This is a genomic window from Sphingomonas sp. UYP23 (genome assembly GCF_054059235.1).
Map to the genome: position 1 here is coordinate 4,698,168 of NZ_JBSSBX010000001.1, position 12,858 is coordinate 4,711,025.

Genomic DNA, 12,858 nt, shown 5'->3' on the forward strand with positions numbered 1-12,858 from the left:
TGCGTGAGGAGCGGTTGTGATCTTGACGCAGCTGGGACCGGACCTGAACCCACACAACATTAGACTTTCATTCCGCGCGATTCGTAGGGTCGGAAACTACGCATCTTGCCCGATGACATAAGCTGGCGGTGCCCAAGGCGCTGGCCAAAACCAACTGCGTCAAAAAACTTGGCTGGATTTTGCGGACGCAGCGACGGTCAGCTGCGCCCGCTGACCAATATTTCGATCCCTCGAGCCGAATGTACTACGAGCGGCTCAAGCTGGCGGATCATCGGCTTCGGGACTGTGCTGGCCGACAGTGCCGCACCAATACTCATAATTTCGCCCTGCTGAGCCGTAGAGCATTTGTTACGACGGTGAAGCTCGATAGCGCCATTGCCGCGCCTGCGATCATAGGTGAGAGCAACAAACCGGTCATTGGATAAAGCACACCTGCAGCCAGGGGTACACCAACGCCGTTGAACACGAACGAGAAAAACAGGTTCTGGCGGATGTTGCGCATTGTCGCCTTGGCCAACCGACGAGCTCGCACCATGGCGGAGAGATCGCCGTTCGTCAGTGTCATCCCCGCGCTTTCAATCGCGACGTCGGTACCGGTCCCCATCGCCACACCGACATCGGCCGCAGCGAGCGCGGGCGCATCGTTGATACCGTCCCCGGCCATCGCCACCCTGGCACCCTTGGCCTTGAGTTCGCCGATGATCCGCGCCTTGTCTTCGGGCTTTAGCCCGGCATGGACTTCGTCGATCCCGCCAATGGCTTTGGCCACCGCCTGCGCGGTGGCCTCGGCATCGCCGGTAAGCATCACGATCCGCAACCCTTCGGCTTTAAGTGCGGCAATCGCATCGCGTGCGGATGCGCGGATCGGATCAGCAACCGCGAGCAGTCCTGCAAGGTGCCCATCAATCGCGACCAGCATCACCCCGGCGCCGGCGGCACGATAGCGCTCCCCGACGTCGGCCAACGGCGCGGGGTCGACCCCGATACGCGTCATCTGTGCCGTGTTGCCCACCACCACAACCTTGCCATCGACACGGCCGCTGACGCCAAGCCCCGTTTGGGATTCGAATTGCTCGATCTTGCCCAGCGTCAGCCCTGCTTCCTGCGCCGCGGTCACGATAGCCTGGGCGAGCGGGTGTTCCGATTGCTGTTCCACCGCCGCCGCCGCCGCCAGCAGGGCGTCGCGCTCGACGCCTTCGACCGGCTCGATCTGGGTCACCTTAGGCCGTCCTTCGGTCAGGGTCCCGGTTTTGTCGATCACAAGCGTGTCGACACTGTCCATCATCTGCAACGCCTCGGCGTCCTTGATCAGAACGCCTGCGCGTGCACCACGGCCTGTGCCGACCATGATAGACATCGGCGTGGCAAGGCCAAGCGCGCAGGGACACGCAATGATCAAGACAGCGATGGCGTTAAGCAACGCATGGCCAAAGCGCGGCTCTGGTCCGACGAGATTCCACACGACAAACGTCAGCACAGCGATTCCCACCACGAGCGGTACGAACCATCCCGAAACGCGATCGGCGATCGCCTGAATCGGCGCTCGACTGCGCTGTGCCTCGGCCACCATCTTGACGATCCGGGCAAGCACGGTGTCAGAGCCGACGGCACGTGCTTCGATGACCAGCGATCCGGTGCCGTTGATGGTTCCCCCCGTCACCAGCGCGGCGGTGTCCTTGAGAACCGGTGCCGGCTCGCCACTTATCATCGATTCGTCGACCGAGGATGTGCCATCGACAACCACGCCGTCCACCGGCACCGCCTCGCCCGGCCGCACCCGCAAGCGGTTGCCGGTTGCAACCTCCGCGAGTCCGACTTCCTCCTCGGTGCCATCGTCGCGAAGGCGGTGTGCGACCTTGGGGGCAAGATTCATCAGCGAGCGGATTGCGCTACCGGTCGCGGCGCGTGCACGCAGTTCGAGCACTTGCCCCAGCAACACAAGCGTCACGACGACGCCTGCGGCTTCATAATAAACCGGCACGATCCCGTGCATGTGGAACGATGACGGGAATAGCCCGGGAGCGATCGTGGCAACGAGGCTGTAGGCGAAAGCCGCACCCACGCCGATCGAGACCAGCGTAAACATATTGAGATGCCAGGTGACGATCGACTTCCAGCCGCGATGGAAAAACGGCCCGCCCGCCCAAAACACGATCGGTGCCGTCAGCGCGAGTTGTACCCAAGGATTGATCGCTGGCGGAACGAGCTGGATCCCTATCATCTCCGCAACCATGGAAATAGCGAGCAACGGCACGCTCAGCGCCACGGCGATCCAGGCGCGACGCGTGAAATCTAAAAGTTCCGGGTTGGGCACATCATTTTGCGTGGGCTCCTCCGGCTCGAGCGCCATACCACATATCGGGCACGTTCCGGGCCCGTCCTGCTGAATTTTCGGATGCATCGGGCAGGTCCACACACCGCTCGGCTTTGGCGCGGATCCAAGCGCGGGACGGTTGCCGAGATACCCTTGAGGGTTCGCGACAAATTTCGAGCGGCAGCTTGCCGAGCAGAAATAATATTGACGCTTTCGGTGCACCGCATGATGCGGCGTCTTGGCTGGATCGACATCCATGCCGCAAACAGGATCCTTGGCCCGGGCAGGCACATCGTCGCCTGCGGTTGGCGGACCACCCAATTTAACGTTGCTGAAAAGCTCTTGGCCGTGTTTGTCCACCCGTCTCGTCATTTCGGCTCTCCAGAGGATCGGGTCGGCGTCTGACGCCATTGGCCCCTTCAATCCCGACCGCCGACCTCGCTTGCGGCTTCGGGCCGAAGAGGCCGACTGCGGCTCTCGTCCTAAAACTCGCGCCCAACATCTTCGTAAGCTGTGGTGATCTCACCGATCACACCGCGATCAGGGGCGTCTGAGGTTCCCTTGCGGTTTCGCGCGGAGGGGCGGTTCCGAAACCAGATCAGCGCCAGCACCGATGCGACTGCGACGGCCAAAACAATCAAACGTACCGTCATCCCGAATACTCCTATTAAGAGGTTGGGACACAGCCAAGCCTGCGCCAAGCAAAAGCAACGCTCGCAACGAAGGACCCCAGTGTGCTTCCCGGGTTAATATGCCAAAGAACTCAAAGCGGAGCCTGCAGGTGCACCACGTCTTGGTCCACCAGCAACCCCGGCCGAGTTAGTTTTCGGCTTCAACCGTCTGATTGATTTTGGCCTCATATGCGCGATCACATCACAAAGCGTAATAGGGTTTGCCCGTGGCCTCGAAAGAGGAAATGTTTTCAATCGTCGTTTCCGCGATCGCCGTCAGCGCTTCTTTTGTAAAGAAGGCCTGGTGACCGGTGACCAGAACGTTGCGGAACATCAGTAGGCGCTCGAACAGATCGTCATGAATCACCGTGTCCGAGAGATCTTCGAAAAACAGGTCGCTTTCCTCTTCGTAGACGTCGAGTCCGAGGTACCCGATGGCACCGCTATTCAGGCCATCGGTAACGGCTAGCGTATCGACGATCCCGCCCCGGCTGGTGTTGATCAGCATGACTCCGCGCTTCATCTTAGCGATCGCTGCCGCGTTGATCAGGTGCTTGGTCGCCGGCGTGAGCGGGCAGTGGAGCGTGATGATGTCGGCTTGCGCTAGGATGTCATCGATTGGGCCATAGGTGACCCCAAGCGCTTCACAGTCCGGATTCGGCCTGACGTCGTAGGCGACGACTTTGCAGCCGAAGCCGAGCATGATTTTCGCGACACAACTACCGATCTTACCGGTGCCGATAACACCGACGGTGCGGCCCGCGAGGTTGAACCCCAACAGCCCGTCGAGCGCGAAATTGCCTTCGCGCAACCGCGCATAGGCAAGATGCGTCTTGCGATTGAGCGACAACATGAGCGCGACGGCATGCTCAGCAACCGCATCGGGCGAATAGGCCGGAACGCGCGCGACCGATATCCCGAGGCGCTTGGCAGCGGGCAGGTCCACGTTGTTGAAGCCGGCGGAACGCAGCGCGACCAGTCCCACGCCCAGCCGCTTGAATTCCGCGAGCACATCTGCATCGACTTGGTCGTTGACGAAGGCGCAGACCGCCTTCGAGCCCTTGGCAAGAACCGCGGTCTTCGCGGTCAAGCGAAGGTCGAGATAGTGCAGACTGTGCTTGGTGCCGACCGCGGCATCCAGAAAGGTGCGGTCGTAGGGTTTCGTGCCGAAAACGGTGACGTCCATTGGAGGTCCTTTAAGGAAGTTTGTCAGTGGATGGATGGAGGCGCTGCGCTGCTAAGCGAGCAAAGCCGAGCGGCCCGATGCGACCGTCGGTTTGGCTGCAGTCCCGGTCTCGCGCAGGAAGAAGCTCAGACCGATCGCCACGACCACACCGGCCACCAGCGGGAGAAACGCCATCTGGAACTGTTCCAGGCTCAGGGGAGCATCGACCGAGGGTGCCATCAGCTTGGAAATGAACGGCGACATCAGCCCGGTCGTGACGAACACCAGGAAGTTCATCACCCCCGCAGCCGTGCCTTTGACCTCGGTTGGGTTGACCTCCTTCATCATCGAGAAGGGGATCATCGCTGCCCCGGACGCGATCCCGAGCACGAGCGCGACCGAATAGGGTGGCAAGGTGCCAACCGGCACGTAGATCGCCGCCAAACCAGCCACCAGCATGAGCAGAGCGCCGCCAATCAGCACGGGTTTGCGACGGCCAAGCTTGTCGGAAATATAACCGAGCAGCGGGCAACCGATGACCCAACCGATCGGGACCATCGACGCGTCGGACGCCGCCGCCGCCATCGTCATATGCTCGCCCGAATGCAGGAACGACGTGGCCCAAACGAGCGCGCCAATCGTCGTCGGCAGGAACAGCAAGCCGCCGACTATGCCGGCAAGCCAGCTCTGGATGTTGCCGAAGATGATCTTGAACGGATGCAGTAGCGCCTTTGCAGAGAGCGGGGCGTGATGGCTGGCGCTATCGCCCCCCTCGTCCGGCATGATGAACCAGATCGCGGCGGCAAGCACGAACCCGGCGATGGCAAAGGCGACCCACACATATTGCCAGCCGACGTGAAAACTGCCGGCCGGGTCGATCGCCATTTGGACCGGTTTGGAGCCAAAGGCGGCGCCCGCCATGCCGAGGCATTGCGTCAGCCCGATGAACAGCGCCAGCAAGCGCTGCGGGAGGTATCGTGCGGCGACATAGGATGAGCCGATAAAGGCGAAGATCGCGCCGAGCGCCTGCAGCACATACCCGAGCATGCCGGCGATCAGGCTGCCCTGGGCGAAGATCAAACACCCGATACCGACAACGACGACCCCGACCGGGATGGTGCGGCGTGCGCCATAGCGATCGAGCAGCACGCCCGCTACCAGTGCCATCACCGCATAGGCGATGTAGTAAGCCGAAACGATCGTGCCGATGTGGTTGCCACCCCAGGCAGCCGTCAACTGCTCCTGCATGATGCCGGGGGCGGAGCGAACGGCGTACTGAAAGAAATAGAAGATGGCGCAAAGCAGCCATGCCACAAAAAAGAGCGGCTTGAGCTCGACTATGGGGGCGGGTTTGCGGGGTTCGACACCCGATCTGTTGCCGGAATTTCTCGAGGATGATGCTTTCGCCATTGGGCTTTTATCCTGTAGATGGGCTCACGATGGGATCGGGCATTCTGTCACCTGACCGGAATCCGAGGGCTCCTTTTGCCGAAAATGGCGCAGTCAGCTGTTCGGTCCATTGGGGAAGGATGTTTGTCTGCGTAGTTTGGTCGTGCGGTGCCGTGGGTCGACATGGAGCCCCCACGAAACTGCATTGTGTCTGTGAAGAGCGAGGTATCCGGCCGCCGGGACCAACGACAGCATCGGAATATACCCAGAGAGTGACGCTCGAGAGCCGTCCATCCTTGATTTGACCAGCGCGACGGATAGCCGAACGCGTTTTCTCAAAAGCTCATGCTTACGGCGAACTGGGGAGCAAAATAGGACGTGCTGTTGTGACCAGCGATCGAGAAATCGACCCCGGCGATGATCCCCAAATGGCCGGACAAATTATATTCAAGCGCAGGCGCGAAGGACGTGGTCGAGCGCCGCCCACTCTCGGAATGGACAAGCCCATCGACGGGGTCGTTCCCATCGAGCTGGAAGCCGCGGGCAGACTTGTACACCAGGTCCATGGCGACCACCCAGCGTTGGTCGAACGCGAAGCCGCCGCCGACCCCCAACACCACCGACGCGCCTGGATTTACGCGACCGGTAAACCCCTGCCCCGTCCCATAGGCACTGATGTTATCGACCGACGCCGTGCCAAGCGGTTGATATGCGGCGGCGTAAGCGCGCAGGCGCATCGGATGCCCCCCTGGCGTGTCGAACAACGACTGAAGCAGCACCTGCTCCTTGAGCGTCAAGGCGCCACCGCCAAAGCCGCTCGAAGACGTTTGTAAGTCGTCATATTTGCCGGTCGGCAGATTCAGGCCAGCAGCAACGGTGACTGACGGAAAGCCGGTCTTGTTGTTCTCGTCGTTGATGCGGTATTCGGCTTCAATCGGAAGATCACCCAAGCCCGTGTAATGACTATTTCCGCCATCGACATGCGCGATGGACGGAAGCGCCTGAATGCTGAGCCGATCGGTGATGCCATATTTCATCAGCACGACCGTCTTGAAAGTGTCGCTGTCCGACGTCGAATGATATTCGCCCTTGGAATCGTAGGCTCCATCCGTCCGCGTGAAGATGACAAACGGCTTGACGACGAGCAGGTCGGCTTTGGGCAGGGCTGGCGACGGCGCCTCGAGTGTTCCGGTAAACCATTGGTCCTGGACCGTGACATCGCCGGGCACCGTTTGCGCGCACGCAGCGTGGCCGAAGCCGACTGAGATCGCGATGCCGAGCATGAGGGAATATTTCATGGCAGAAAGCTCAAGCCCAAAAAAGAAAAGGTGATCAATCGCGCCAGCCGTGCTGCGCTTTGTGACGCAGCTAACCTTCAGCCCGTAAGCTGCCCTTCGTAACAACCGAGGCTGGATTGGCCGGTCGTACGACGCGCACTCCCCGTCCGCGCAGGGCATTGCAGCCCGCAATCAGAGGTCGGCGTTGCCACCGAAACGGATATCAAGGGGTCGGCCATCCCTTACCGTTCACATCATGGGAGGGGTTACGACACGGCCGCGATTTCCAGTTTCATCTCGCGATACTGATCGCGCGTAATTTCCCCACTGGCGTAGCGCTCATTCAAGATCGTCGCCGCGTCCTTGCGTTGCGATCCGTCAAATTTGCGGTGGGCGCGATACGTGTACCCCCAAGTGCCAATGCTTGAGAACACCAGGAAGATGAAACCCATCCACAGGATCCAGTCCCAGAGAAAATAGGATCCGTTCGAGTTCATATACGACATTAAAGGTTCTCCAGAAACCGCCTGTTATATTTGATCGGTTCGAATGGACCGCCATGATGTCTGAATGACGCCTTGCCCGAGCAAAGACGACCAACGGAATCTACCTAGTTCGGCCGCACTACGGCCGTGTCCCACGACCGGGTTCGGCGTCGCGATGCACCCATTTGATCTGCGATTGGTGACGGTCGTTCTGAACCGGATGACTCGGCCGGCTCGGCCGTAGGTACTTTCCGAACCTGCATCCTTGCGGCGCCGCGTACTAACCTGGCTGGTAACAGTCGTCGCTGGCCCCTCGGGCACATTCGCGACGAACCGCTCTCTCCGAGGAATGAAGCATGTTCGCCCCGATCGCCTATCTAGCGCCGATTGCCATTATCGCGTTGCTCGTGCTCGCGACGATGAGCATCAAGATTTTGCGCGAATATGAACGCGCCGTGGTGTTCACGCTCGGGCGCTTCAAGCGGGTCAGGGGGCCAGGTCTCGTCCTGCTCGTGCCGTTCATTCAGCAGATGGTGCGGGTCGATCTGCGGATCCAGGTGATCGAGATACCCAGCCAGGATGTCATTTCCCGCGATAACGTCTCGATGAAAGTCGATGCCGTCCTCTATTTCAACGTCAGTAACCCCGAGCACGCGATCATCCAGGTTCAGGATTATCTGCCCGCGACGAACATGCTGGCCCAGACGACATTGCGCGCGGTTCTAGGGCAGCATGAGCTCGACGAGATGCTCTCGGAGCGCAAGAAGTTGAGTAGCGACGTGCAAAGCATTCTTGACGCACAGACCGAGTTGTGGGGTATCAAAGTCAGCAATGTCGAAATTCGCACCGTCGAACTATCCGACAACATGGTGCGCGCGATCGCCAAACAAGCTGAGGCAGAGCGCGATCGCCGTGCGAAAGTCATCCATGCCGAAGCTGAATTCCAAGCCTCTCAGACGCTGGTGAACGCGGCGACCATCCTTTCCAGCATACCCGCCGCAATGCAGCTTCGCTATCTCCAGACGCTCACCGAGATCGGTGCCGAACAGAACAGTACCGTCGTGTTCCCGATGCCAATCGACATCGTGAAGCCATTTTTGACATTGCTGGAGACCGCCGCGGACGCAAAGTCCAACGGTGATGCTCGTGACAAAGCGCCACCGGCCGCCGGTGCCCGAGGCGCGCCGCGGCATACCGAGCCCGCGTCCGATCGCGCCTGATAATATCAGGCGTCGCGGACGAAAGAGTTTTGTGAGAAATATCAGCCGACTGGCTATCTTCAGAAGGAAATCGCGATGTTTACAGCACAGGAAATCAAGCACGGCATGACGGTACGCGATACCCACGGTCTTCATGTCGGTACCGTGGATCAAGTAAAAGACTACGTCGTCGAGTTGACACGCGAAGGGTTTGCCGACGGCCTCCACCATTTCGTGCCGCTTGCCGCCGTGACGAACATTGACGGCAACACGATGCTCGTTGATCCCGGCCATGTCACGACGATCGAAGCGGTGGAAGGTGCGGTCGGGTATGCGCGCGGGCACGCTTCGATGGCGGATAGAGGCAGCGTCGTGTTCGGGATACCCGGGGATGATAGTGGGATGGGCGGTTGGGGCGCCCGCTGACGCAGTGACTACGCTAGCTGGATGTAGTTCGGCGTCGAAACAGCAGAACCATGACATCGGGCACAACATCCACGAGCTCGCGCAGATCATCAGTTGATGAGGCCGCGACCTACGGAGCTCAACATGTTCACAAAATAGTTTTTAAAGACTTCAAACACCTCCGCCAATATTCCTTATAATTTCACTTATAAGTATGGGCGAAAGGCCGATACGTGATGCAACCCGCCCCGGGCGGGTGAAGCTAAACGCGGAAAGTCGAGCTTTTATCTTTACCAGCGAGTGCCAGTCGCGCAAGCTCCGGCAGTGATCGTGCGTCCATCTTCTTCATAATCGAAGCCCGGTGGTTTTCGACCGTTCGCTGACTGATGCCCAGGTCGACCGCTATATTTTTGCTCGGATGACCGGCAAGAACAAGGCTCATTATCTCGCGCTGGCGCGGGGTAAGCCCCGCCAGGTGCCGCGCTGCCGCTTCCTCAAAGGCATACACTATTGTTACATCATGTGACTCGGAGAGCGCCCTCCTGATGCTCGCCATCAATGCGTCTTTGCCGACGGGTTTCTCGATAAAATCGCATGCGCCGGCCTTCATTGCCGAAATTGCCAGCGTGAGGTCATTGCTGCCTGTCAGCATGATCGTCCGCATTGGACTGCCCATATCCTGCAGCCGCTTCAGCAATTCGAGTCCGCTGATGCCGGGTAGTCCGGCATCGAGCAGCAGACATCCCTCGCGGTCCGATCTGTAGGCGGCGAGATAGGATTCGGCATCCGGAAACTCCTCGACCACATGGCCGTCATCCTCGAGAACATCTCGGATCGACATCCGCACATCTGCATCATCATCGACCACGATGATCACGGCGTCCGACGTGGCGTCATGCTTAAAGTTTGGAAGTATGGTATGTGAATCGCTGCTCCCGAGCAGCGTCTCGATGGCTGCGGTGAGCTCTTGCGCTTTCACCGGCTTGCTCAGAAGCAAGCAGTCGCTGCTAGCGATCTTCGCCTGTGTCGCTTTGGAAATGTCACCCGTCAAAATAATGCCCGGAAGAGTGTAGTCGAGCAACTTGCGCATGTGTTCGATGACGTCGAGGCCGTCCATTGTTCCTGGTAAATGGCTTTGTTGCAAAACTGATGGCGGGGATTCACGCAGGGAATCGAGCGGTATAGATAGGCGTAATGCCCAAACCTGCCGCACCTGTGTATCGTACGACGAACTGGCCTGAGTATAATGCGGCGCTGAAGCGGCGTGGGTCGCTGGAAATATGGTTTGATCCGGAGATGCACTGGCTTTCGAAGCCGTGTGGTCGCCCTGGTCGCCCGATGCGGTTTTCAGACAGCGCGATAGAGCTGTGCCTGACGCTGAAGACGCTGTTCAACCTGCCTTTGCGGCAAGTGACGGGGTTGGTTTCGAGCCTGATCAAAATGGCGGGGCTGGATTGGTCGGTGCCGGATTATACGACGCTGTGCCGACGGCAGAAGACGTTGAAGGTCAACCTCGGCGGGCGGATCAGCTCGGGCGGACTGCACCTGCTGGTCGACAGCACCGGGATCAAAATGACGGGAGAAGGCGAGTGGAAGACGCGCAAACACGGACCGTCCTACCGTCGCCAGTGGCGCAAGGTGCATCTCGGGATTGATGCTGGGACGCTGGATATCCGGGCCATTGAGGTCACGACGAATGCCATTGGTGACGCACCGACGCTGCCCGTTCTCCTGGCGCAAATTCCCGGAGACGAGCGGATACTCAGCGTCGGCGGAGATGGCGCTTATGATACCAGGGACTGCCATGCCGCTATTGCCGGGCGCGGTGCCGATGCGGTCATCCCGGTCCGCCGCAACGGGCAACCATGGGCAGAAGGCGGTCCCGGCGTCGATGCACGCAATGGAGCGCTACGCGCGACAAAGCGGCTTGGTCGCGCAATCTGGAAAAAGTGGAGCGGCTATCATCGCCGCAGTCTGGTCGAGACCAAAATGCACTGCTTCAAACTCCTGGGCCAGCGCGTTGTCGCCCGCACCTTCGATCGTCAGATTACCGAGCTCAAAGTCCGTGCTGCAATTCTCAATCGGTTCTCCGAAATAGGAACGCCGGTGACCGTCCGCATCCAATAACATCTTCAAGTAAAACGTCGGTCATGCTCTCGCGTAATTATGCAACAAAGCCGTTCCTCATGCTAACACAGGCCGCACCCCGCATTGTGCTTTACGGTCGCCACTCGACCGCGTTGCAGACGGCGACCTCAAGCGCCGATCAGACTGCATCCTGCGGGAAACTTGTAGATTATCTCGGCGGAACGGTCGTGGCGACTTATCTGGATCCCGAACAGTCGGGCTATCGCCGCGACCGGCCCGGGTTGAAGAAGCTGCTGCGGGACATCGAAATTGGAGCGGTCGACATGGTCGTCTGCGAGGCGCTAGATCGGCTGGCGCGAGATGCAGAAGATGTGGCATTCCTCGGCAAGAAACTGATGTACCACCGAGTAGCTCTTCACACGGTTTCGGAAGGCCACGTCGATGAGATCAAGTTCGCAGTCGCCGGCTTGCTCGGCGCGATCTTCCTCAAGCATCTCATCGACAAGACTGTGCGGGGCATGGAGGCAGCCGTGTTGGCAGGCCGATTTGCCGGCGGTCGTGCCTATGGCTTCAAGAGGGTTATCAAGCTCGACGCACGCGGCGAGCTAATCCGTGGCTTGCTAGAGGTCGACGAACCTGCGGCGCAGGTTGTCCGGCGCATATTCGACGAGTTCGCTGCGGGTCGCTCATCTATCCAGATCGCAACCGGTCTCAATCGCCACGGGATCACGGGTCCTCGCGGCGGACAGTGGAACGCCTCCACCATCAGGGGTGACCCCGCCAAGGCAACCGGCATTCTCAACAACCCGCTTTATGTCGGTCGGCTGGTGTGGGGACGTCGCCAATGGCGGCGCAACCCGGACAGCGAGAAGCGCGAGCGCCGCTATCGCCTGCGCGACCGCTCCGAGTGGGTTGAGGTGGACGTGCCCGACCTGCGCATCATCGACGACGCCCAGTGGACAACGGTGCAGAAACAGATCGAGCAGCGCAGCCGACCGGGTAGCCATGCCACGTTGGCTGGGCAAAATCGCAAAAAGCATCTCCTATCCGGCCTCATCCGTTGCAGCTGCTGCGGCTCGGGCTACACGATCAGCGGCAAGGACTATTATCGGTGTGCCGGCCAGAAGGAACGCGGCACTTGCGGGAATACAGTTTCGGTTCGGAAGGGACCGCTAGAAACCGCCACGCTCGCCGTTCTCCAGCATCACCTGCTCACCGAGGCGCATGCCCGGTTGTTCGCCCAAGAGTTTCAACGCGAGGTCGAGCGCGTGACCCAGGCGAGTAGTCGCGACGCCGACGACGCGAGCGCGCGTCTTACGGTCATCCAGCTAGAAATCGACAATCTCGCGGTCAATATGTTGTCAGGTGTCGCAAGCCCCACCCTGCTCAACATGCTGGGTGAGCGCGAGGTCGAGAAGGCTCGGCTGGAGACGCTGCTTGCGCTTCGCCCAACGATGCGGCCGGCAGCTACGATCCTGCCGCATCCGGCTCTGCTGCGCCTGTTCGAACAGAAGGTCGGTGCGCTGCGGGAGTCACTGGATCAGCAATCGGTACGCGGCGAGGCCGCCGAGATATTGGCGACGCTTATTGAGAGCGTGACGATCTATCCCGACGGGGAGCGTGGTGCCGAGGCGGAGGTGGTAGCTAAGACCGCAGGGTTGTTCGCCTTCGCCACAAACGCCAACGCCGCCCCGAAGGGCGGCGTTTGTAGTTCTATGGCGGTGGTTGCGGGGACAGGATTTGAACCTGTGACCTTCAGGTTATGAGCCTGACGAGCTACCGGGCTGCTCCACCCCGCGACAGGGTGTTGTGTGTTTTGCTCGCAAGCGCGAGCGGGGTTTAGATGACATGTGATGGGTTCTCAT

The 12,858-nt window shown here is 59.9% G+C and carries 11 protein-coding genes and 1 tRNA gene; 4 read left to right on the top strand and 8 right to left on the bottom strand.

Annotated features, from left to right (window positions below; all coding sequences use genetic code 11):
- Positions 1-313 precede the first annotated feature (313 nt).
- The 6 genes from ACVWYO_RS22930 to ACVWYO_RS22955 all read right to left on the bottom strand — a co-directional run bounded on the left by ACVWYO_RS22930 (position 314) and on the right by ACVWYO_RS22955 (position 7,268).
- Positions 314-2,686, bottom strand: a complete 2,373-nt coding sequence (locus ACVWYO_RS22930) for a heavy metal translocating P-type ATPase (RefSeq protein WP_457355131.1) — start codon at positions 2,684-2,686, stop codon at positions 314-316.
- 110 nt (positions 2,687-2,796) lie between these two features.
- On the bottom strand, positions 2,797-2,967 hold the full coding sequence (locus ACVWYO_RS22935; RefSeq protein ID WP_457354789.1) for a hypothetical protein: 171 nt from the start codon (positions 2,965-2,967) through the stop codon (positions 2,797-2,799).
- A 220-nt stretch (positions 2,968-3,187) separates the two neighbouring features.
- Positions 3,188-4,171, bottom strand: a complete 984-nt coding sequence (locus ACVWYO_RS22940; RefSeq protein ID WP_457354790.1) for a 2-hydroxyacid dehydrogenase — start codon at positions 4,169-4,171, stop codon at positions 3,188-3,190.
- Between the two features lie 51 nt (positions 4,172-4,222).
- A complete protein-coding gene (locus ACVWYO_RS22945) occupies positions 4,223-5,560 on the bottom strand; it encodes an MFS transporter (protein ID WP_457354792.1) in 1,338 nt (445 codons plus the stop codon).
- 314 nt (positions 5,561-5,874) lie between these two features.
- On the bottom strand, positions 5,875-6,822 hold the full coding sequence (locus ACVWYO_RS22950; RefSeq protein WP_457354794.1) for a hypothetical protein: 948 nt from the start codon (positions 6,820-6,822) through the stop codon (positions 5,875-5,877).
- A 260-nt stretch (positions 6,823-7,082) separates the two neighbouring features.
- Complete coding sequence (locus ACVWYO_RS22955) at positions 7,083-7,268, bottom strand: SHOCT domain-containing protein (protein ID WP_322162135.1); 186 nt, start codon at positions 7,266-7,268, stop codon at positions 7,083-7,085.
- Between the two features lie 389 nt (positions 7,269-7,657).
- On the opposite strand from ACVWYO_RS22955, the gene ACVWYO_RS22960 reads away from it, so the two are divergent.
- A complete protein-coding gene (locus ACVWYO_RS22960; protein WP_457354797.1) occupies positions 7,658-8,521 on the top strand; it encodes a slipin family protein in 864 nt (287 codons plus the stop codon).
- 75 nt (positions 8,522-8,596) lie between these two features.
- Positions 8,597-8,926: a DUF2171 domain-containing protein gene (locus ACVWYO_RS22965; protein WP_457354799.1), complete on the top strand. Its 330-nt coding sequence runs from the start codon at positions 8,597-8,599 to the stop codon at positions 8,924-8,926.
- Between the two features lie 241 nt (positions 8,927-9,167).
- Here ACVWYO_RS22965 and ACVWYO_RS22970 read toward each other — a convergent pair whose 3' ends face one another.
- Entirely contained in the window at positions 9,168-10,022 is an 855-nt protein-coding gene (locus tag ACVWYO_RS22970; protein ID WP_457354801.1) for a response regulator, read from the bottom strand.
- A 77-nt stretch (positions 10,023-10,099) separates the two neighbouring features.
- Between ACVWYO_RS22970 and ACVWYO_RS22975 the strand changes: the two genes are divergently transcribed.
- The gene (locus ACVWYO_RS22975) at positions 10,100-11,032 is read left to right on the top strand and encodes an IS5 family transposase (RefSeq protein ID WP_457348219.1); all 933 of its coding nucleotides are present in this window, start codon (positions 10,100-10,102) and stop codon (positions 11,030-11,032) included.
- Between the two features lie 59 nt (positions 11,033-11,091).
- Positions 11,092-12,759 carry a recombinase family protein gene (locus tag ACVWYO_RS22980; protein ID WP_457355133.1) on the top strand — a complete coding sequence of 556 codons (1,668 nt, stop codon included), beginning with the start codon at positions 11,092-11,094 and terminating at the stop codon, positions 12,757-12,759.
- Here the strand turns inward: ACVWYO_RS22980 and ACVWYO_RS22985 are convergent.
- A tRNA-Met gene (locus ACVWYO_RS22985) sits at positions 12,716-12,792 on the bottom strand. The two genes, ACVWYO_RS22980 and ACVWYO_RS22985, sit on opposite strands and share 44 nt — an antisense overlap.
- Positions 12,793-12,858 lie beyond the last annotated feature (66 nt).